Origin of the sequence: Actinotignum timonense (assembly GCF_900155575.1) — a bacterium.
In the GTDB taxonomy this organism is placed as follows: Bacteria; Actinomycetota; Actinomycetes; order Actinomycetales; family Actinomycetaceae; genus Actinotignum; species Actinotignum timonense.
On record NZ_LT706966.1, the window covers coordinates 1,878,086 to 1,899,933 of the forward strand.

Sequence of the window (21,848 nt, forward strand, 5' to 3'; positions counted from 1 at the left end):
GCACGGGACCTGAGGGCGGGCCGAGGGATAGGGCTACCTGGACATCTTCTGGCAGTATCTCATTCATACCTGAATGATGGCATGAGGTTACGACAGAAAAATCTTGAGGTAGCCATCCCCCCGGCCCGCTACGTTCCGGATCGGCGCCGCACTACGGATATCACCGCAGTGTCCTACGCTCCGACCTTCTCCAGTTCTTCGCTATCCAGCTTCGGAGAGGCACTTACGGTACCCTGGCGCGCCCGCCGCGAGAAGGGGTGGATATCCCCCACGATCACATCGTGGCGCTTGGGGAAGAGGAAGTACTTCGAAGCGAGGTTGGCAAAGGTCGCGAACATTTCCCGCCCGGACTGGAGCTGCTGGATATGCAAGGCATTCCACATGAGCCAGGAGAACTTCCCGGTAATGGCCGGCAGATGCGGAATTTCGGTCACCGCGAAACCAACGCCCACGGTGGCCATGGTGCCCTTGTCGAAGTACTCGAAAGGCTCGGTTTCCCTGCCCGCCAGGTTATTGGAGATGACCTTGGCGATATGCCGCCCGCCCTGGATAGCAGGTTGGGCCAGCTGCGGAAGCCCGCGTTCGCCACTCACAGCAACGTCGCCGGCAGCGAAAACGCCGTCGACCCCTTCCACCTGGAAGTGTTCGTTCACCTGGATGCGCCCGCGCGCACCTTGCGGCACGCTCCATTCCTTGACCTCGGGCGGAACCCCCACCCCGGAGGACCAAACGATCAGCGAGGCGTCAATCCACTCTTCTTCTTCCGTCTTGGTGTTCTTCACCAGGATACGGTTGTCCTCCACCGCGGAAACGGCCTGGTTGAGGAGCACTTTCACGCCGCGATCTTCGAGAGCGCGGTGGGCGGCGTTACGGCTCTTCTCATCGAAAGGCCCGAGGACCGTGGGTGCCATATCCACGAGGATGATCTCAAATTGCTCGGTATCGATGCTGGGATAGAGCGTCTCGAAATCGAAATTGCGCAGTTCGGCAATGGCGCCGGCGGTTTCCACGCCGGTGGGGCCCGCCCCGCACACAACAACCCGGAATGGCCCGGCATTTTCGGCGGCGTCCATGCCGTCCAGCAGCCCGTAAAGCCGGTCGCGTACTTGAAGCGCTTCATCGCGTGTGTACATCGGCAAGGTGTGCTCCGCGGCGCCCTTAATACCGAAGTAAGCAGCGCTCACACCGGTGGCGAGGACGAGGTAGTCATAAGCCATCGTGCGCTCGTCATCGAGCTCGATGATTTTATTATCCGTATCCACGTGCTGGAGCTCCCCGAGCACGAAACGCAGATTCTTCTGCTTGCTCCGCAATGCACGCAGGTTGTAGGTAATATCCCCCGCGTTGAGCGCGCCCGAAGCCACTTGGAAAAGCAGCGGCTTGAACGTGGTGTACGGATTCTTATCAATGAGCGTTACCCGCACGGGTGCCTCGCGAAGGCCACGTGCCGCTTGGATACCGGCAAAGCCACCTCCGACGATGACCACATGCGGTAACGCACTTCCTTTAATATTGTGACTCATACCCCATAACATAGTGGATATGTGAGCTAGTTTCCAATACTTCACTTACGCGCAAAATAGTGACACTCAGCAAATATCACCGCAGCACAGCCGCCACCAGATCGGCAACCGGCGCGGGACCCGCGGGGAGGATCCAGCGAGCCGCGGCCGTAGTTTCGGCGCTGGCCTGCGGCATTGCACAGCTCAGCGCGATTTCACGCATCCAGGGAATGTCATTGGCGGAGTCCCCCACCCCTAAAGTGTGTGCCGCGTCCAGCCCGCGCGCCCGCAGCGCCAGCTCAATTCCCTCCCACTTGGTCACCCCGGGAGCCACCACATCAACAAAATTCGCGTGCCCACGCACCGCCCCGGGGAACGCCTCCTGCCAGAGTCCACGAAGCCGGTCCAGTTCAGTTTCGGTTCCGGAGAAGGAGAGTTTCGTGATGGTATCGGCCGCAAGGCCGGCGACGTCGCCGCGGAGCGGTTCCCGCCCCGCGGAAGCGTTGCAAATAACGTCCTCATACAGGGGCGCCCCAAAACTTTGTACGACGACGCTCTCGCTGCCATTGACGACTATGCCGAGGCGGTGGTCCTCCGCGAAGCGGATGGCGCGCGCATAGGCAGCGGTGCCGAGCGGGTGGCGGCGCACTACCGCGTGCCCGTCCCAGACGATGGAGCCGCCTTCAGCCACCACCCATCCGGGTACCCCGGCTTCCGTGAGGATATCGGCCGCCCCGGCGATGATACGCCCGGTCGCCAGGGTAATCGGGATGCCGGCGGCGTGGAGCTGTTGCAGGGCGCGGATATTTTCCGGGAGTACCCGTGAGCTAGCGTCCGTGAGGGTGCCGTCCACGTCGAAAAGAACATTCGTGGGCCGGGCAAATTGACGTTCGCAATAGGTGATGTGCCCGGATGCGTCTAATACTCCCAGCTGATGGCGTGGCATTAGCACTCATTCCTGGGGATGGTGGATTCCGCTGTGCTCATAGCAACGATAGTAACCGAGTGTATGAATCGGGTGAAAATACGAAATTTCATCTTGGTGGAGCTAAGGGGATTCGAACCCCTGACCTCTTCCATGCCATGGAAGCGCGCTACCAACTGCGCCATAGCCCCAAGCGACTTATAGAACTTTAGTCGGAGAAGAAACGCTTGGCAAATCGGAACCGGATTTTGTGTCGAGCATCGCATTCTTGCAGGTGAGTGCTTAGCCTTCCGGCCCTTCGACCTCAAAGTTTTTCACCGGATCGTGCTCATCGGCGAGGAAACGGTTGAAGCCGGTAAGGCGCCATTGCGACTCCGCATTCTTACGCCGCTGCAGCATGGCCCAGTGGCAGTTATCCAAGCCGCCCAGGCCTTGCCATTGTGCCCCGCACCCAAGGAGTACCCCGAGTCCGCAGGTGATCGCCGCGCCGTGCGCGGTTACCACCAGCAGGCCACCGTCCATATCCGCGCTGGCTTCGCTAATCGCGGCGGCCACGCGTGCGCCCACGTGTTCCTTTGTTTCCACACCGACACCTACGGGTTCCTCCCCCGCCCGCCACTGCGCGAATTCGCGCGGGTAGCGTTCGGCAATCTCGGTGCGGGTCAGGCCCTCGAAAAGTCCGAAACAGCGTTCTTCTAGACGCGTATCGGTTGCCACCTCGAGGCCTACCAGCTTGGCGGCCTCGAGAGCGGTGGCATAGGCGCGCTGCAGCGGGGACGCCACGAAGCGGGCCGGGCCGGCAGCGGCGATATAGGGAGCCACGTAACGTGCCTGGCCCAGGCCTACCGCATTGAGAGGGATATCTGTGGAGCCCTGGATTCGCCAGGCCAGGTTGTAATCAGTTTGCCCGTGGCGCCAGAGCAGGATGCGATCTGCACTCATGCATCTACCTCAGCGGTACCGACCGCCTCAGAGTCCCTGGAGTCCCCGGGTTCCCCTTGTTCCTCGGATTCCGCAGCAACCTCCGGCACCGCGGGCACCTGCGCTCCGGTAATAACAGCTTCATCATCTAGCTGAAGATCCACATGCGGGCAATCGGCCCACAGGCGCGCGAGGGCGTAATCATCACGGTCCTCATCGCGCTGAATATGCACGATGAGTTCGCCGTAATCCAGGAGCACCCAGCGCGGGTCGAAGGTGAGTCCTTCGCGGCGCAAGCGCTGCCCGCCGGCTTCGTCGAGTTTCTCCTCCACGCGATCCACGATGGCGCGCACTTTCGGCTCCGAATCACCGGAAATAATAAGGAAAACATCGGAAATGCCGAAACGCTCACCAACGTCGAGAGCTTCAATCGATGTTGCTTTCACCTCTGCCGCTGCTGCGGCTCCAATACGGGCGAGCTCAATCGCGCGGTCCGAAGCTGTCACAAGATCTCCTTGATATCGGGGGTAATGCTGGATGCCACAAGATCACCAGGCGCGGCCTGCGCGCCGTGCTGGAGGAAGAAGAACCCGATAACCAGGCCAAGCACCACGCTAATTACAATGAGCAGCAGCATGGTCATCGTCCAGCGGCGCGGGGAGGATTCGTCGTCAAGTTCATCTTCGTCTACATATTCGTGCGCGAGCGGATCCGGCTGCGCCGCGGGAACGGAAGCGGGCGGGAACGGCGCTGCGGCGTCGTTCCCGGTATTTTCGACCACCGCCGGCACCGGCTCCTGCTCCGTAACCGAGGCACGCAAAGCATCGCTTTGGGTGCGAGCAAGCAAACGTTCGCGCAGGCTGCCGCCTTCGGAAAACTCCGCTGCCGCTTCCGGTTCCGGAGCAGGCTCGGAAGCCGATACCGATTCCGGGGCCACTTGCGAGGCAGGGACCACCGCGGCAGCTGCTGCCGAAGCCGCAAACGGCGGCATGAGCGAGTGTTCTTCTTCGCCAATACTTGCCTCGGTATCGGCTTCGAAACGGTCAAAAACGGAGATGCGCTCCCCCGCGGGCGCGGATTCTTCAAGGATCGCGCGGGGTTTGGCCGCGCTCACAGGTTCGTATGCCTGGGTGGGAGCGCCCTCGTCTTCCGCCAGCGGTGCCACCATTTCAGCTACGTCAGCACCTTCAGCCGCTTCTGAAAATTCAGCCGCTTCTGAAACTTCAGCCGCCCCAGCTGCCTCAACCGCTTCGGCACGCTCGGCCAGAATGGCGCGCCGCCGCGTTGCCCGCACCACCGGAATATCCCGGGTGCGCCGCAATTCTTCTACCGGCGAAGCTTCGCCTTCTTCGAGAGGTTTTAGGAGTCCGCGCTCGCGCATCTCGCTGCGTGTGAGGCGCCGCCCGCCCTCGCTCATTTCTTCTCCTCTCGGCACGACTGTCCTTTGTCAAGTTTACCCGGTGCCTCGCGCTGGGCATAAAGTTTGTATTTTCTAATGTGCTGCACCACGCCTTCGGGCACCAAATACCAGATGGGCTCGTGGGCCTTCACCCGCTCGCGCACATCCGTGGAAGAAATCGCCATGGCGGGAACCTCCACAATTTCCACGGCGTGTTTAGGAAGCGCGGATACGTCAATATTGTGCCCGGGGCGCGTTACCCCGATGAAACGCGCCATCCCCCACAGTTCCTCGGCGTTCTTCCAGCGCAAAATCTCCGGAATAACATCCGCTCCGGTAATGAAGTACAGATCCGCATCCGGGTAGACCTCACGCAAATCCCGCAGGGTATCCACGGTGTAGGTCAGGCCGCGCCGCTCAATATCCACCCGCGATACCGTAAAGCGAGTATTCGAGGCGGTGGCGATAACCGCCATGAGGTAGCGGTGTTCGGCCGGGCTCACGTGCTGCCCCTGCTTGAAAGCCGGGCGGCCGGTGGGCACAAAAACCACCTCGTCCAGCCCGAAACGATGCTGCACTTCCGAGGCTGCCACCAGGTGACCGTGGTGAATCGGGTCGAAAGTTCCGCCCATCACCCCGATCCGCCGACGCCGGTGCTTGCGTTCGTCGAAAGGAATTTGCACCGGTTCGTCTTTATCGGACATGCCCCTCGCCCTCTGCAATCCACGTCGTCGTGGTCATTTCTTCCAGACCCATGGGCCCGCGCGCATGCAATTTTTGGGTGGAAATACCAATTTCCGCGCCCAACCCAAATTCGCCACCGTCCGTGAAACGCGTCGAGGCATTAACCATGACCGCCGCGCAATCCACCTCGGAGGTGAAACGATTAATGGCACGCTGATCCTCGGCCACAATAGCTTCGGTATGGCCGCTGGAATAGCGGGCAATATGCGCGAGCGCCGCCTCAAGATCAGGCACCACCCCGACGGCCATCTCCAGCGCCAAATATTCCGTTTCCCAATCTTCTTCCGTTGCAGCCTGCGTGGGAATATCCCCCGCGAAGCTCTGCGCGGCCGCATCGCAATGCAAGGTCACGCCGCGCTCATGAAGTTCGCGCAGAATCCGCGGCATAAATTCCGGTGCGATATCCGCGTGGACCAGAAGCGTTTCGGCCGCATTGCAGACGCTCGGCCGATGCGTTTTCGAATTAACGACGACGGCGCTAGCCCGCTCCACATCCGCGCTGGCATCCACGTACACATGATTATTTCCCACCCCGGTTTCGATCACGGGGACCAGGGATTCACGCACGACCGTCTGAATAAGGCCGGCGCCCCCGCGCGGAATAACAAGGTCCACCAGGCCGCGTAATTTCATCAGTTCGACGGCACCTGCGCGCCCGAAAGCATCAATGGTCTGCACACAGTCGGCCGGGAACCCGGCCTCCGTTACCGCCTGGCGCATGAGTTCGACCAGCACTTCGTTGGTGCGGATGGCGGCGCTCCCCCCGCGCAAAATCACCGCGGATCCGGCTTTGAGGGCCAGGGTGGCCGCATCGACCGTGACATTGGGCCGGGCTTCATAAATCATCCCGATCACACCCATGGGCACCCGCACTTGCCGCAAACGCATCCCGTTAGCTAAGCGCGAACCGCGTACCACTTCGCCCACCGGATCAGCCAAGCCCACCACGTGTTCTACCGCCTGGGCAATCCCTTCGATGCGCTCGGCAGTCAGGAGGAGGCGATCAATCATGCCCGGGGAAAGCCGGCTTTCTTCCCGGGCTACATCCTGGGCATTCGCCTCCACAATACGAGCGGTTTCGCTGCGCAAAATCGCGGCGATACGGCGAAGGGCGTCATTTTTTGACGTGGTTTGCGCCCCCCGCAAAGAACGCGCCGCCTGGCGCGCGCGGCGGGCCACATCAGCCACGCCCTCGGTTAACGTTGCGGTCATAGTCTCTACTTTAGGCCAGGAAGGCGCCCGTTACCGAATGGACTATCTCATGGGAATAGCTCTCGCGCTTGGCGCGTTGCAGGTAGCGAGATTTCCACTAACTCGAGGAGAACCATGGCAACCGTTACTGTCACCGCGGAAAACTTCAACGATACCGTGCATGAAGGCATTGTCCTGCTGGATTTCTGGGCGAGCTGGTGCGGTCCGTGCCGTGCTTTCAGCCCGATTTACGAAAAGGCTTCTGAAAAGCACCCCGATATTACTTTCGGCAAGGTGAGCACCGAGGATAGCCCGGAGCTCGCCGCGCATTTCCAGATTCAGGCGATTCCCACCATTATGGCTTTCCGGGATGGCATCCGGGTCTTTGAGCAGGCCGGGGCACTGCCGGCCGGCCCGCTGGAGGATCTCATCGGGCAGGTCAAGGAGCTGGATATGGATGAGATTCGCGCTCGTCTTGCCGCTCACGAAGCTGAGGAATCCGCCAAGCAGGCTGAGTAAGCACGGTAGCTGGCCGCTAGCCGGGCAACTACCGCGCGCGAGGCGCCTAGACATGCAGCGCCACGCACGCGAAGCTCCAAGCCACGAGGGGCGAACTGGTCATTTCCAGTTCGCCCCTCGTTGCGTTCGGGAAACTCCGCTACTCTCGGAAGGCCCCGCTACTATCGGTACAGCTTAGGAAATCTCTGCCCGGCCAAAGAGGACTGGGAGCACTCCGCGCACCAGCGAGGCTAAATCGGTGCGGATGGAGGTGGGCCGGTAAATAATGCCATCTGCCGCGCCCATACCCAGCCAGGACTCGGTGGTATCCGCAACATCATATACGGTGCCAACCACGTGAGCACTGCGGGAGAAGTCTGGGCCGCCCAGGGCTTGGACAAGGAAGAGGCGCTCGCGGGCCGCGGTGCGGGTAGCCGAAATAATAACGGTCATATCGAGGAGAACCTGCAGGTCGGTATCGTATTCTTCCGCCGCCGTACGCAAAGCGAAACGGGCCTCGCGGGCACGGTGCGCATCCGGAGCGGAAAGGCGCATCATCGGAGAAATACCGCAGATCGCGCGCAGATTCAGATTCGGGACATCTTCGGCGCGCACGTGCGGCATGAGGCGCACCCCGGCCGCAATCGCATTTTCCACATCGCTGCGCAGGGCCGCGAGATCGGTAGCCGGGGTGATGGGCAGGCTCACCAGAGCCGGAGTATCAGAAGTATCTTGCTGGGTTCTGGCTACCGCTTCGCGCAGGGCCTGGGAGGTAGCAGGAACTTCCACCGCGATATCACCGCGGGCACGCGGCCCTAAGCGGCTTGCCGTTTCCATCGCGGAGGCGACCCGGGAGCCGGGAAGCACAAATTCTCCGGAGAACTGGACGAAATCGAGTCCGCCTTTCCAGGCCGCATCAGCGCAGGAGGCCAGGTGGGCGATGGAAGCCCCGTGGGCTGGGCGCGTAGCTGCGCCGTCGCCGCACAGACTCTCCCCGCCGCCGAGCGCCGAGAGATCGACTCCTAAAAATGTTTCTCTTAAAACTTCCTCATTCGTGGTGGTGCACAGGGTGGTCAATTGGATGGTCATTAGTACTCACTATCAGGACGAAGACGGGCAGAGGGGGCACTGGCCGGCGCAAGAAGGCGCGCGCTCATAAAGTGGTGATGCCAGCGGCGCCAATGCGCCTTGGTAATTCGATAGTCGGCAAGCATGCTAGAGGTGACATCCTGGAGCGTGACAAACTGCGACATCGAATTCTCCGTTCTTCGTCGGCTCGGGTAGTTCCGAGCGATTGCGAGGGTGCTATATAAGCACTTGCGATAACGCTAGATCTTTATTGTCCAATAGGCAAGACGAACACGACGGTTCTTTGCGCAAGTCACTATTCAATTATTCAGATTACTATTCGGTCATTGTGGTGTAATATTTCGCTAGCTTGTGTGCGAACAACGCTATGACCAGCGCAAATAATAATCCCCGGCCGCGCCCGCCGTGAAACTTTATGCAGCTTCCACATAGTTACAGGTCCGTAAAGTAAGGCGAAACACAGAATTGCCCGCGCGTTGCGCGCGCCACCGGCTCGGCATTGAAGCACGCTCGCTGCCGAATGGACGCTTGTTGCGGAACACGCCCGCCCACTGCGCAAGGCACCCCGGCAGGAAAACCCCGCTACGAACCCAGCAGCACGATATCGTTCGCGTGCACCACCGGCTTCTTTCCGCGCGCCCGGGTGCTACCGACCAGCTCAATGAGTTCCTCGACGCTGTAGGCACTCAGGCCCCGGGCGATAACCTCGCCGTGCCCATCGCATAATTCCACGATGTCCCCGGCAGCGAATCGGCCCGAGACCCCGATGACTCCCACCGGGAGGAGGGATGCGTGGTTGCCGGTGATGGCGGCAACGGCGCCGTCGTCCAAAGTAACCCGGCCGCGGGCCCGCGCCGCGAATTCCATCCAGCGCCCGCGCGCGGATACGTGCCTGGTGCTCGGCACGAACCAGGTTCCCACGTTTTCCCCGGCCACGGCGCGCTGCACATTATCGACATGGGTGAGAATCACGCCGACCCCGCCCGAAGTGGCTAACTCGGCAGCCGCTACTTTGGTGCGCATTCCCCCAGTTCCCACCGCTGAGCCGCGCCCGGTAATCCGCAGTCCTGCCAGGTCATCTTCGCTGGTCACCTCGGTAATGCGGGTGGCCCCCGGTTCACTCGGCGGTTTGGTGTACAGGCCGTCCACATCGGTGAGCAAAATAAGGGTGCCGGCCCCCACCAGGTGGGCGGTGAGCGCGGCTAACCGGTCATTGTCACCGAAGCGCAATTCGTCGGTGGCCACGGCGTCGTTCTCATTAACAATCGGAACCACCCGTAAACGTAAGAGCGTGCGCATGGCCGTGAGCGCATTGGCGTAGTGGCGCCGGTTGGTGACGTCGGAGGCGGTGAGGAGCACCTGGCCCACGCTGATGTCGTGCGCTTCGAAACGTTCTTCGTAGGCGGCCATGAGGCGGGACTGGCCCACCATGGCCGCGGCCTGCTTTTCCCGCAGGGAACGCGGGCGGCCCAGCTTGAGCGGGCCGATGCCGGCCGCCACCGCGCCGGAGGACACCAGTACCACGTCTACCCCGCGGGCGTGCATTTCCGCGATGGTATTAACAAGAAGATCGAGGGTTTCCTGGTGCAGGGCACCGTCCGGCCCGGTCAAGGAGGAGGAACCAACTTTGATGACTATTCGACGGGAGTTCTCAAGGCAGTCACGCCGGGTCAGCGGGGCGGATGAGGTACCGGACACGAGTCACTCTTTCTTATCTGATGCTTCGGGACACCGCAGGATAGTTTAGTCCCCTTCCGGGGTGCCTGCCTGCGGGTCCGTCCATATGCCGGCCTCCCGCTCGGAACGCAATTCCTGCCGGGCTTCCTCTTTGGCATCCATACGTTCGTAAAAATCGGCGCGCTTTTCGCGGCGGGTGGGGCGCGAGCGTTCGGCTTCCACCCGGATATCCCGCCCGCGCGGCCCGTAAATTTCGGCGACGGCGGCAACGGTCGGTTCCCAATCGAAAACGAAGCCGGTCTGCGGCGGACCAATCACCACCATATCGCCCGGCACCGCACCCAGACGTGCCAGTTCATCTTCGATGCCCAGGCGGTGCAGGCGCTCGCCGAGGTACCCGACCGCTTCATCATTGGCGAAGTCCGTTTGCCCCACCCAGCGCTCGGGCTGGCGCCCGCGCACATTCCAGAACTCCTGCATGCCGTCGCGCCGCTTGACGATGGTGAAACGGTCATCGCGTTCACGAGTGAGATGGAGCACCGGGCGCACCGTTTCGGTAACCTCACGATTGGCCTTTTCTTCGCGCACCACCCGCGCCAGGTAGAAGGAAAGCTCGCGCAGACCTTCGTGGCTGGCAGTGGAAATAGCGAAAACATCCAGGCCGCGTTCGCGCAGCTCCGGGGTCACAAATTCGGCGAGTTCCCGCGCGTCCGGAACATCGATTTTATTGAGAATAACCACCCGCGGACGCTCAGTGAGGGGAAGCTGGCCTTCGGTGGGCGGAATATTCGCCGCGTACCGGGCCAGTTCGTGTTCCAGGGTATCCAGATCGGTGAGCGGATCGCGCCCCGGTTCCAGGGTGGCGCAATCAATAACGTGAGCAATGACCGCGCAGCGCTCGATATGGCGCAAAAACTCTAGGCCGAGCCCGCGCCCTTCCGACGCTCCGGGAATAAGGCCGGGCACATCGGCAATGGTGTAGCGTTCTTCCCCGGCGGTCACCACGCCGAGGTTAGGCACGAGGGTGGTGAAAGGATAGTCGGCGATTTTCGGGCGGGCCGCGGACATGGCCGCAATAAGGGAGGACTTCCCAGCGGAGGGGAAGCCCACCAGCGCCACATCGGCCACCGATTTCAATTCGAGAACAACATCAAGTTCCTCGCCGGCTTCCCCGAGCAGGGCGAAGCCGGGGGCCTTGCGCCGCGGGGAAGCCAGGGCAGCATTCCCCAGGCCGCCCACGCCGCCGCGCGCCACTTCGAAGGAATCCCCGGGATTCACCAGATCCGCGAGCACATCACCTTCGCTGTTTTTCACGACCGTTCCGGCGGGGACTTTGAGGATCAGGTCCGCGCCGTTCTTGCCGCGTTGGTTATCACCGGCGCCGGGCTGGCCGTTTTCGGCGCTGCGGTGCGGGGTGTGGTGGTAGTCCATGAGGGTGGATTCTTGGGAATCAACCTCAAAGATGATGGAGCCCCCGTGGCCGCCGTTGGCGCCGTCGGGCCCTCCGAGAGGCTTGTACTTCTCCCGGCGCACCGAAACGCACCCGTTTCCGCCGTTGCCGGCGCGCAGGTGCAAGGTCACTTTATCGACGAACGAGGCCACGTGTGCCCTCCCCTTTTCCTGTAGTGATAACGCGGTGCGGGTGCGAAAAGCTGGGCTCCCCGAGCCGGGGCGCCGCAAACAGCCGGGCGCCGGTGCGCATAGCCGAACGCCCGCACTCCGCCCGCGTTAACGAATGACGGGGTGGAGGTTGAATCCCCCACCCCTCATCATAGGTGCGTGCGGCGCTAGGGCCGCTGCGCCTTAAGCCTGGGCCACAACGTCAACGACCTTGCGGTCGCGACGGGTAGCGAACTGGACCGTCCCGGCCGCGGTAGCGAACAGGGTGTCATCCTTGCCGCGCCCGACGTTATTGCCCGGATGGAACTTCGTGCCGCGCTGGCGAACCAGAATTTCACCGGCGGATACAACCTGACCGCCGTACCGCTTCACCCCGAGGCGCTGGGCATTGGAGTCGCGCCCGTTGCGCGAGGAAGAGGCGCCCTTCTTATGTGCCATCTGTCTACCTTCTTACTATCTCAAAACTAGCTGCTGACGCGGCAGATCCTACTGGATGCCGGTGACCTTGAGGCGGGTCAGGGGCTGACGATGCCCCTGGCGCTTCCGGTAACCCGTCTTGTTCTTGAACTTGATGATGGAGATCTTCGGTCCCTTTTCATCGCGCACAATTTCCGCGGTAACCTTCGCCGAAATGCCATCGGCAGCCGTGGTGATCTTATCCCCGTCAACGAGCATGATGGGTTCGAGTTCGACGGTATCGCCGACTTCACCTTCCATCCTGTCAACAACCACGACGGTTCCGACAGAAACCTTTTCCTGACGGCCCCCGGCCTTGACGATCGCGTACACCACGTTTGCTCCTGTTGATTACGGCTACTTTTCGCGCTGGACAGCGCACTTAAACGACTGAGTGCCTAAGCACCGACCATCTACTTTACTGCGTTGACCCGCTTTCTTACAAGTGAGACTGCGCATGAGACCGGCCGTATCGCTATGGGATGCGCCACGTACCTTAGGCGCGCGGCGCATTCCACCACCCCGGTTTACCCTTGGGAACTCGCCGGGAAACTCAGAACCCCCGCCCCGTTGCCGGTGGAGATGGGTCCGGAAGAAACCACGGCGCGCCGCTTGGTACCCCCGCGCGTACCGTTAGCCGCTTCACTCGATCCGGTGTGGATAGAGGACGACGGCGACACCGTCTTTGCGTGGGCGCTAGTCGAAGCGGCCGCGTGCGTGGGGCTCACCACACCGGAGGAGATAACCATGCCGGTCTTCCGCGCGGTGCCCGTGCTTGCGGTGCCGGTTCCGTTAGTTGCGGTACCAGATGCAGTGCGTGCGCCGCCCGTGACAGCCGCATCCTTGGTGGTAACGCTCGAGGTATCCGCGGTGGCTGCCGCGCTGCGCGAGCTACGACGACGCCGCGTAGCCGGCTGCTTCTCGGACTTATCCTGTTTATCTGGCTTCTCCGACTTTTCAGATTTCTCCGACTTTTCCGACTTCTCCCGCTTCGCGGATTTCCGTGATTCGGCGGGCTTGTCGGTTTTCTCCTGGTTGTCCGCCTTCTCCTGGCTATCTTTCTGCTGCGCATCAGCATGCCCGGCAGCGGCGATGGAATTCATCATCTGCACAGCCGCCTCGCGCTGCGGCGCCGAGGCTTCCCGCCGCGCCTTGCGCTTGCGGGGTGCGTGAGGTTCTTCGTTTTCCTCCACCGGGTGATCATGAATAATATAGCCGCGCCCTTCACAGGCCTCACAAACAGTAGAGAAAGCCTCCACGAGGCCCTGCCCCACGCGCTTGCGGGTCATCTGCACCAGGCCCAGGGAGGTTACTTCCGCTACCTGGTGGCGGGTGCGATCACGCCCGAGACACTCGATGAGCCGGCGCAGCACCAGGTCACGGTTGGATTCCAGAACCATATCAATAAAGTCAATAACCACAATCCCGCCGATATCGCGCAGCCGCAATTGCCGCACGATTTCTTCGGCCGCTTCCAGATTATTGCGGGTAACCGTTTCTTCTAGCGAGCCACCCGATCCGGTGAATTTCCCGGTGTTCACGTCCACCACCGTCATGGCTTCGGTGCGGTCAATAACGAGGGTTCCGCCCGAGGGCAGCCACACCTTGCGATCAAAAGCCTTGGCGAGCTGCTCTTCCACCCGGTAGGCCTCGAAAATATCGCGGGAATCATCCCAGCGGCTCACCCGGTCCATGAGTTCGGGGGACAGCTCTTCCACGTAGGTGGAAATCGTTTCCCAGGCATCCTCACCCTGCACGCGCAGGGAATCAAAATCTTCGTTGAAGATATCGCGTACCACCCGCACGGCCAGTTCCGGTTCGCTCTTGAGTACCTGCGGGGCGGTTTTCGCCGCCTTGGCCTTGCGCTGAATTTCCTTCCAGCTCTTCGTCAGGCGATCCACGTCATTCTGGAGCTGTTCAGCGCTCGCACCTTCGGCGGCGGTACGCACAATAACGCCGTGATCTTCCGGCACAATTTCTTTAAGAAGCTTCTTGAGCCGCGAGCGTTCCGAATCGGGAAGCTTACGCGAAATACCGGTCATATCCCCACCGGGAACAAGAACAAGATGCCGCCCAGCCAGGGTAACCTGGCTGGTCAGGCGCGCGCCCTTATGGCCAATAGGATCCTTGGTGACCTGCACCAGCACGGTATCCCCGGATTTCAGGGCCTGCTCAATGCGCCGGTTTTTACCCGTAACCCCGGCGGCTTTCCAATCCACTTCCCCGGCGTAAAGGACCGCGTTACGACCCTTACCGATATCCACGAAAGCGGCTTCCATCGAGGGCAGCACATTTTGCACCCGCCCCAGGTACACATTGCCAACCATGGAAATCTGGGTATGCCGCGCCACGTAATGCTCGACGAGCACATCATCTTCGAGCACCGCGATTTGGTTGAGACCATCGCGTTCGCGCACGATCATGTCACGCTGGACCGATTCGCGCCGCGCCAGGTATTCCACTTCTGTAAGGGAACCGCGCCGGCGCGCCGAACCCTCGCGGTTTTCGCGGCGCCGGGCCCGCTTGGCGGCCAGGCGAGTGGAGCCCCGGGGCGCCGCCACTTCATCATCGGAAGAAAGGCTACGACGACGCCTGCGGGTGGGCGCTACCGAAGTATCATCCGTTTCTTCGTGCTCGCCTTCTTCAGAGGCGGCGTCGTCGTGCTCCGCACTTCGAGGCGTGCGGGCAGAAGAATCATGCTCGCCACGTTCGCGCCGGCGGGTGCGCCGGGAGGAAGAATTATCGCCAGAATCGGAATCTGCGCCGCTGGAAGAATCGTCATCAACGAGGTAGGTGACCCGGATGGCGTTGGCAGCGTCGGGTTCCTGGAAGAGTGGAATATCCGTATTAATACGGAAGCGCGGGATGTCCACCACCTCTTCTTCTGGTGCCGGAATAAAAAACGGGCTCGCCGCAGCCGCACTCACGGTGCCGTGCTCCGACGCGGTGGCTTCTTTCGCCATTCGTCTACACTTCCCGACAGGCGCGCACCCCGTATCCCGTGCGGGCCTGTCACCATTGCGGCCAATGCCGCGCAAGCACATCTACGTTCGAGGGCATATCCGGCGCTCACAATCTGCCGGCCAGGTTCTTCACTGCCTCAAACCACCGGGGCGATACGGTAGCGCCCGGTACACTGGTACCGATTCTACATGAGGAGTCCCGGGCCGGCGCTGGGAGATTCCCGCATTCTCCGCAAAGGCAGCACCTCAGTGGGATGCCCAATCGCCACCACATGAGGCCGGTCAGGACTTTCGTCCTTATTTTTTGACAGGTGTCGCTAACCTGTGTGCCAGATGGCACATGAGCGCCGCGCCGGACAAAAGTCCCTCGTGTTCGATACCTCTTATTGCCGCTGCGGTGAGTAGGATCGAGGGTGAAAAAATGATCGCGCTGCTACGGGACCACCGCAGCGCTCCACGCGCGATCACACGTGTTACACATCGGAAAGGTGAAAAGGTGGATCCGATCACCCTTGCGCGATGGCAGTTCGGTATTACAACCGTCTACCACTGGCTTCAGGTGCCCCTGACCATTGGCCTGTCTGTCATCGTTGCGTATATGCAAACTAAGGCCCGCAAAACGGGCGATCCGAAGTGGCAGCGGATTACCGATTTCTTCGGCAAGATCCTGCTCATCAACTTCGCGCTCGGCGTTGCCACCGGTATCGTGCAGGAATTCCAGTTCGGTTTGAACTGGTCGGAGTACTCGCGTTTCGTCGGTGACATCTTCGGCGCCCCGCTCGCTTTCGAGGCTCTCCTGGCGTTCTTCCTGGAGTCCACGTTCCTCGGATTGTGGATCTTCGGCAAGGGCCGCCTCTCCCCCAAGGTGCATAACCTGACCATCTGGCTTTTCTCCATGGGTACCGTGATCTCCGCGGCCTGGATTTTGGCCGCGAACTCCTTCATGCAGGATCCGCACGGCGCGGTCTTCAACCCGGAAACCGGGCGCGCTGAGCTGGACGGCATGGCGGGCTTCCTCGGTCTGTTCGCCAATACCACCTGGGTACTCACCTTCCTCCACACCATGGGCGCCGCCTTCACTCTGGCCGGCGTTGTGGTGGCCGGCTTCGCCTTCTGGTGGATGGCCCGCTCTATTCGCCTCTCCGGCAATGAAGTCGAGGCGCGCGAATACTGGAAGCCCACCGCCAAGCTCGGTCTCAAGGTCACCCTGGTTGCCGCGATTATCGCCGCGCTCTCCGGCCACTACATGGGCCAGCACCTCGGCGTGATCCAGCCGCCCAAGGCCGCGGCCATGATGGGCGTGTGCCAGGGTGAAGAAAACGCCAAGCTGTCCCTCGTGATGTGGGGTAATAGCTGCGAAGATGCCACCTCCATTTACGTACCGATTCCCGGCCTGGAATCCTTCATGATGACCAACCACTGGTCCGGCCCCGAATCGCGGCTGGAATCCATTAGCGAAGCTAATGAGCGGGTGCGGGATCGCATCCACCAGATGGAAAACGTCAATGCGGAACTCGTGGAGAAATTCGATACCGCGTTCGAAAACCAGCAGGTCACCCCGAATGTTCTGGCGTCCTACTACTCCTTCCGCGTGATGGTCGGAGTTGGACTGCTCGACATCCTCATCGCGGCCCTTGGGCTGTGGGTGCTGCGCGGGGATCGGATCATGCGTTCGGAAAGCTGGGGTAAGTTCTGGCTGTGGATGATTCCGCTGCAATTCGTGGCGAACTCCGCGGGCTGGATCCTGACCGAAATCGGCCGCCAGCCGTGGATCGTGTACCCGACTCAAATCGACGGCGTGCTCCTTATGACGGATCTGGGCGTTTCCCACTCCGTCAATGGTGGCAGCGTGGCCTTCTCGCTAACGATCTTCACTGTGCTCTACTCGGCACTGGGCGTGGTGTGGGTGTGGCTCTTGGGCCGCTACCTGCGCGAGGGTATCAATACCCACAAGAAGGTCGTCGAATACGATGCGAAATCTACCCCGAATTTCGTTTACTAGGAGGACCTCATGGAACAAACATTTTTGATGACACTGTGGTTCATCCTCGTAGCGGTCCTGTGGATTGGTTTCCTCGCTCTGGAGGGCTTCGGCTACGGCGTGGGGATGTTCCTCAAGACCTTTGCGCGTAATGAACGTGAACGCCGCGCGATGATCAACTCGATTGGACCCCACTGGGATGGCAACGAAGTGTGGCTGCTCACCGCAGGTGGCGCTACCTTCGCGGCGTTCCCGGAATGGTACGCCACCATGTTCTCGGGTATGTACATCGCCCTCGTCCTCGTGCTCGTCTGCCTCATTATCCGGATCTGCGCCCTGGAATGGCGCAAGATGATCCGCACCGAGCGCTGGCGCAACACCTGGGACACCCTGCATTGCATCGTCTCGTGGATCGTCTCGATCCTCTTCGGGGTGGCTTTCGCCAACCTCGTAGCCGGGATGAAAATCGAAGTAGGCAACTACTCCTCCGGTGAGTTCGTGGCCGTGGCACCCGATGCGGTGACCTGGGAAGCCCTCGCGGATAACCACCACTACCTGACCGGCGGGTTCTTCTCGCTGCTCACTCCCTTCACCATCCTGGGCGGGCTCGTGACCCTCTCGCTGTTCTTCAGCCACGGCGCGCTGTGGCTCTCGATTAAGACGGCCGGTGAACTCCAGCTGCGCTCCATTAACCTGGCGAAGCGCACCACCGTGATCTCCACGGCGATCACCGCGGTCTGGGCACTGTGGGCCTACTTCGTGTACAGCTCGCAGGTGCTGGCGATTATCCCGCTGGCTATCTGCGCGCTGCTCCTCATTGCCACCGTGGTAGCCACCTGGGCCAACCGTGAAATTCTGGCCTTCGGGCTGCACTTCGCGGCAATTGCCGGGGCGGTATCCACCATCTTCGCGATGATGGTCCCCTACGTCATGAAGTCGTCGATCAACGAGGCCTACTCCCTCACGATCGCGCAGGCTTCGGCCACCGCGCCGACGCAAACCATCATGACCATTGCGGCACTCATCTTCGTTCCGATCGTCCTCGGTTACACGGTGTGGGCATACTCCGTGTTCCGCAAGCGCATTGACGCTGGCCAAATCCCCGAGGAACCCGTGGGATTGGAACCGAAGAAGATCCGCGAGTTCGAGGTTCGCTAAGTAGCACGTGAGATCGGGAGGCCGCGCGCACGCACCGTGCGCGCGGCCTCCCCTCATAAACCCCCACCTTCACAAACTCGCTCATAAAACCGCCGTAGCGGCCTCGCGAATTCGCGTGGCCGCCGGGTAAGCAAGACCGGGCGGGCTACTATAAAGCAGAGTGCAAGGAGAAGAATGAAGCCCGTTGATGCTCGACTCATGAAATTCGCGCCTACGGCGCGCCGCTACGTCGCCCTACTCGGCGGCGTTGGTTTTCTCGAAACAGCGCTCGTGCTCGCGCAATGCTTCTTTATTGCCGCTTCGGTCGCCCCGGTGGCAGACGGCGATCTCACTTTCCGTGATATCGGCTGGCCGGTGTTCGGGGTGGCAGCGGCCTTCAACGCACGTAGCCTTCTTATCTATATCCGCGAATCCTACGGCCATCGCGCCGCGCTGCGCACCATCGCTAATCTTCGCGCCCGGGTACTACGCCGCGCCGGTGATCTGGGCGACCGCTGGCTCGCCGCGGGAAACACCTCCACCACCGTCACCCTGGTGACCTCCGGGCTGGACGACCTGGAACCCTATTTCGTCAAATTCCTCCCTCAGCTCATCCTCACCTGCACGGTCACGCCCTTCGCGCTCGTCGTTATTCTTTTCCTCGATTGGGTGAGCGCTATCGCCATCGTGGCCTGCATCCCCCTCATCCCGATTTTCATGATCCTCATCGGGCGCATGACCCAAGCTTTCTCCAATGAACGCCTCGCTTCCATGCAGCGCCTGGGCCAGCAGCTCCTTGACCTCCTGGGCGGCCTTTCCACCCTCAAGGCGCTCGGGCGTGAAGAAGGCCCGGCCCGGCGCGTCAAGCACCTCGGGGATGATTACGCGAAGAAAACACTTCAGACTCTCTATATTGCTTTCCTCTCCGGTGCTGTTCTGGAATTCCTCGCCACGCTCTCCACCGCCCTCGTTGCGGTGGAGGTGGGCCTGCGCATGGTGGCCGGAAACGTCTCCCTTTTCACCGGCCTGACGATTATTATGCTCACCCCGGAAGTTTTTAAACCGCTGCGGGAAGTGGGCACCCAATTCCACGCCTCTTCCAACGGGGTGGCCGCTTCCGCCCAGGTTTTCGACCTGCTCGAACAACCCCTGCCCGTGGAAAACGGCACGCTCGACTGCCCGGATCTAGCCACCTCCCCCATCACCATTTCCGATCTTTCGGTGCTCGCCCCGGGCCGCGATACCATCGCTCCCTCGCATCTGAATGCCCAGATACTTCCCGGGCACGTCACTGCTTTGCGCGGGGCTTCCGGTTCCGGAAAAACGACGACGGCGAATGTGCTCCTCCGCTTCATTACCCCCGATAGCGGAACCGTGCATATCGGCACCACCCCGCTCGCAGATATCCGCCAAGAAAGCCTGTGGGCGCAGATTTCCTGGGTTTCCCAACGCCCGGTGATCGTGCCGGGAACCGTGGAGGAAAATATCGGGGTAACTCCGGGCCCGGCCCTGGAACGCGCCGCCGCCCTCGCCGGTTTCGACGAGGTCATCGCCGAACTTCCCGACGGCTGGAATACCTTCATCGGGCAGGGCGGGGTGGGCCTTTCCGTGGGTCAGCGCCAACGCCTTGCCCTCACCCGCGCCCTGGTATCCGAGCGCCCGCTGGTGCTCCTCGATGAACCTTCCGCCCACCTGGATGCCCGTAGCGAAAAGCGCGTCGTCGAATCTGTTGCGCATCTGCGCGCGCAGGGCCGCACGGTTATTGTGATCGCGCACCGCACCGCGCTTCTAGATCTTGCCGACGCGGTTATTGACGTTGTATCGACGACGGCGCAACCGGCCACCACGTCTCCCGCCACCGCAAGGCCGGTCCCCGGGCCGGCCGCCGCGCACGCGCAAACGCAAGCCGCCGCGCAAACGCAAGCCGCCGCCGCACCGTCCGCCACCGCATCCACCAACTCCCAGACAACCGAGGTGACCAAGTGAGTACTTTCCCTCAAGATGAACGCCGCGCTCTCATCCGTGCCCTGCGCTTGCTGCGCGTGGATAAGGGCGGATTCTGGGGCTCCGTTGCGGCGGGTGCTGCCGGGCTGAGCAGCTCGGTGGCCCTAGCCGCCGTTTCTGCCTGGCTTATCACCCGCGCCTCCCAAATGCCTCCGGTCCTTGCCCTCGGGGTAGCCACCACCTCGGTGCGTTTCTTCGGGGTCTCCAAGGCGTTGCTGCGCTATGTTAATCGGATTTTCTCGCACCGGGTGACCCTCTACGGGATGTCCAATTTGCGTACTGCCGTGTACGCGACCCTGGCCGATTCCCCCACCGACGTCGTCACTTCGGTGCGGCGCGGTGACCTGCTCGCCCGTACCGGCCGGGATGTCGATTCCGTTGGCGACGTCGTCGTCAAAGCGGTGCAACCGGGCGCGGTTGCCGGGATCGTCTGCCTGGTCTCCTGCCTGATCGTGGGGATTCTGTGTCCACCCATCGGCCTGCTGCTGGCCGGCTGCCTCCTGATTTCCGGGATTCTCGCGCCCTACCTGGCCATGCGCGGCGGGCGCATCGCCGAAGAAGCGCAGGTGCGTGACGAAACCGAGATCTCCGCTACCGCGCTGACCATGCTGGATTCCGCCGCGGAGCTGCGGGTAGCCGGGCGGGTGGGCGCCATGGAGGACGTGCAGGAAGCCACCGAACAGCGCATCTTCCGCCACCGCGATGCCGCTGCCCGCCCCCAAGCCCTCGCTATCGCCCTCGATACCCTCGCCATGGGGATTGCCGTGGTGGGTGCGATTCTTATCGGGAGCCGCGCCCTGGATGCCGGCACCCTCTCCGCCACCGCGCTGGCGGTCTGCGTGCTCACCCCGCTCGCCGCTTTCGAAGCCACCCAGGGCCTCGGGGAAGCCGCTATCCAGCTGGTGCGTTCGGCCAAAGCCGCCCAGCGGATCCTCGAGCTCCTCGACCGTGCCCAGCGCAGCGAAGAACCGGAAGCCCCGGCCCCGGTTGCGGAACGCGGCTTGCATGCCACCGACCTTATTATCGGCTGGCCAGGCGGCCCGGATGTGGCCGGACCTTTCGAGCTGCACGTGGAACGCGGTTCCTCCATCGCCATCGTGGGGCATTCCGGAATTGGGAAATCGACCCTGCTCTATACCCTGGCGGGAATGCTGCGCCCGCACGCCGGCTCGGTGCGCCTGGACGGACATGAAGTTTCCACCCTCGACCGGCGCACCGTCTCCCACACCCTCACCCTCACGGCGGAAGACGCCCACGTTTTCGAAACAACCGTGCTGGAAAACCTGCGGGTGGCCCGCCCTTCGGTTACCGAAAGAGAAGCGGTGGAGCTGCTGGTACGGGCGGGCCTGGGCACCTGGCTCACCCAGCTTCCGCGCGGGGTACACACCCTGCTCGGAGAGGACGCCGCCACGATTTCCGGTGGAGAACGACGGCGCCTGCTCCTTGCCCGCGCACTGGCCTCTGACGCGGAGTTCTTGCTCCTGGATGAGCCCGGTGAGCACCTCGACCCGGAAACTGCCGATGAGCTTATCCGCGATTTGCTCCGGGCCGGTAAGAATAGCGCCGACCCGCGTACTATTATCTTGGTGACGCACCGGCTCACGCCCCTCGATGCGGCCGACGAGGTTATTGTGATAACCCGCGATGAGGGCGGTATCGCCCACGTGAGCGCGCGCGGCACCCACGAGGAGCTCACCGAAAGGCTCGCCTCATACGCATGGGCGGCGAAACAGGAATAAGG

General features: G+C 61.9%; 18 protein-coding genes and 1 tRNA gene. 5 read left to right on the top strand and 14 right to left on the bottom strand.

The window, feature by feature from the left end; genetic code table 11:
• Window positions 1-173: 173 nt before the first annotated feature.
• The 8 genes from CZ322_RS07980 to CZ322_RS08015 all read right to left on the bottom strand — a co-directional run bounded on the left by CZ322_RS07980 (window position 174) and on the right by CZ322_RS08015 (window position 6,703).
• Window positions 174-1,523 carry an NAD(P)/FAD-dependent oxidoreductase gene (locus tag CZ322_RS07980; protein WP_234984508.1) on the bottom strand — a complete coding sequence of 450 codons (1,350 nt, stop codon included), beginning with the start codon at window positions 1,521-1,523 and terminating at the stop codon, window positions 174-176.
• 76 nt (window positions 1,524-1,599) lie between these two features.
• Window positions 1,600-2,448: an HAD family hydrolase gene (locus CZ322_RS07985; protein WP_087070868.1), complete on the bottom strand. Its 849-nt coding sequence runs from the start codon at window positions 2,446-2,448 to the stop codon at window positions 1,600-1,602.
• Between the two features lie 94 nt (window positions 2,449-2,542).
• Window positions 2,543-2,618 (bottom strand) — tRNA-Ala (locus CZ322_RS07990).
• Between the two features lie 91 nt (window positions 2,619-2,709).
• Complete coding sequence (locus CZ322_RS07995; protein ID WP_087070869.1) at window positions 2,710-3,369, bottom strand: histidine phosphatase family protein; 660 nt, start codon at window positions 3,367-3,369, stop codon at window positions 2,710-2,712.
• Window positions 3,366-3,854 (bottom strand): ribosome silencing factor, encoded by a 489-nt coding sequence (rsfS, locus tag CZ322_RS08000; RefSeq protein WP_087070870.1) that lies wholly within the window; start codon window positions 3,852-3,854, stop codon window positions 3,366-3,368. The genes CZ322_RS07995 and rsfS overlap by 4 nt, the downstream gene beginning before the upstream one ends.
• Window positions 3,851-4,783, bottom strand: coding sequence for a hypothetical protein (locus tag CZ322_RS08005; protein ID WP_234984509.1), 933 nt, complete (start codon window positions 4,781-4,783; stop codon window positions 3,851-3,853). Before CZ322_RS08005 ends, rsfS begins: the two co-directional genes overlap by 4 nt.
• Window positions 4,762-5,451 (bottom strand): nicotinate-nucleotide adenylyltransferase, encoded by a 690-nt coding sequence (nadD, locus tag CZ322_RS08010; RefSeq protein ID WP_035277256.1) that lies wholly within the window; start codon window positions 5,449-5,451, stop codon window positions 4,762-4,764. The genes CZ322_RS08005 and nadD overlap by 22 nt, the downstream gene beginning before the upstream one ends.
• The gene (locus CZ322_RS08015) at window positions 5,441-6,703 is read right to left on the bottom strand and encodes a glutamate-5-semialdehyde dehydrogenase (RefSeq protein WP_087070872.1); all 1,263 of its coding nucleotides are present in this window, start codon (window positions 6,701-6,703) and stop codon (window positions 5,441-5,443) included. Before CZ322_RS08015 ends, nadD begins: the two co-directional genes overlap by 11 nt.
• Before the next feature lie 114 nt (window positions 6,704-6,817).
• On the opposite strand from CZ322_RS08015, the gene trxA reads away from it, so the two are divergent.
• Entirely contained in the window at window positions 6,818-7,201 is a 384-nt protein-coding gene (trxA, locus tag CZ322_RS08020) for a thioredoxin (RefSeq protein ID WP_087070873.1), read from the top strand.
• Window positions 7,202-7,375: 174 nt separating this feature from the next.
• Here the strand turns inward: trxA and CZ322_RS08025 are convergent, their stop codons facing one another.
• The 6 genes from CZ322_RS08025 to CZ322_RS08050 form a co-directional block, all read right to left on the bottom strand.
• A complete protein-coding gene (locus tag CZ322_RS08025; RefSeq protein ID WP_087070874.1) occupies window positions 7,376-8,269 on the bottom strand; it encodes a hypothetical protein in 894 nt (297 codons plus the stop codon).
• A gap of 582 nt (window positions 8,270-8,851) precedes the next feature.
• Complete coding sequence (gene proB / locus CZ322_RS08030) at window positions 8,852-9,967, bottom strand: glutamate 5-kinase (RefSeq protein WP_087070875.1); 1,116 nt, start codon at window positions 9,965-9,967, stop codon at window positions 8,852-8,854.
• A gap of 45 nt (window positions 9,968-10,012) precedes the next feature.
• Window positions 10,013-11,548: a GTPase ObgE gene (gene obgE / locus CZ322_RS08035; protein WP_087070876.1), complete on the bottom strand. Its 1,536-nt coding sequence runs from the start codon at window positions 11,546-11,548 to the stop codon at window positions 10,013-10,015.
• A 201-nt stretch (window positions 11,549-11,749) separates the two neighbouring features.
• Window positions 11,750-12,004, bottom strand: coding sequence for a 50S ribosomal protein L27 (gene rpmA / locus CZ322_RS08040; protein ID WP_026429451.1), 255 nt, complete (start codon window positions 12,002-12,004; stop codon window positions 11,750-11,752).
• A 48-nt stretch (window positions 12,005-12,052) separates the two neighbouring features.
• Window positions 12,053-12,358 (bottom strand): 50S ribosomal protein L21, encoded by a 306-nt coding sequence (gene rplU, locus CZ322_RS08045; protein ID WP_016442902.1) that lies wholly within the window; start codon window positions 12,356-12,358, stop codon window positions 12,053-12,055.
• 191 nt (window positions 12,359-12,549) lie between these two features.
• Window positions 12,550-14,985, bottom strand: a complete 2,436-nt coding sequence (locus CZ322_RS08050; RefSeq protein WP_087070877.1) for an Rne/Rng family ribonuclease — start codon at window positions 14,983-14,985, stop codon at window positions 12,550-12,552.
• A 496-nt stretch (window positions 14,986-15,481) separates the two neighbouring features.
• Between CZ322_RS08050 and CZ322_RS08055 the strand changes: the two genes are divergently transcribed.
• The 4 genes from CZ322_RS08055 to cydC all read left to right on the top strand — a co-directional run bounded on the left by CZ322_RS08055 (window position 15,482) and on the right by cydC (window position 21,846).
• Complete coding sequence (locus tag CZ322_RS08055; protein ID WP_026429452.1) at window positions 15,482-16,987, top strand: cytochrome ubiquinol oxidase subunit I; 1,506 nt, start codon at window positions 15,482-15,484, stop codon at window positions 16,985-16,987.
• Between the two features lie 9 nt (window positions 16,988-16,996).
• Window positions 16,997-18,124: a cytochrome d ubiquinol oxidase subunit II gene (gene cydB / locus CZ322_RS08060; RefSeq protein ID WP_087070878.1), complete on the top strand. Its 1,128-nt coding sequence runs from the start codon at window positions 16,997-16,999 to the stop codon at window positions 18,122-18,124.
• A gap of 174 nt (window positions 18,125-18,298) precedes the next feature.
• Window positions 18,299-20,089 carry a thiol reductant ABC exporter subunit CydD gene (gene cydD / locus CZ322_RS08065; RefSeq protein ID WP_087070879.1) on the top strand — a complete coding sequence of 597 codons (1,791 nt, stop codon included), beginning with the start codon at window positions 18,299-18,301 and terminating at the stop codon, window positions 20,087-20,089.
• Entirely contained in the window at window positions 20,086-21,846 is a 1,761-nt protein-coding gene (gene cydC / locus CZ322_RS08070; protein WP_087070880.1) for a thiol reductant ABC exporter subunit CydC, read from the top strand. Before cydD ends, cydC begins: the two co-directional genes overlap by 4 nt.
• Window positions 21,847-21,848 lie beyond the last annotated feature (2 nt).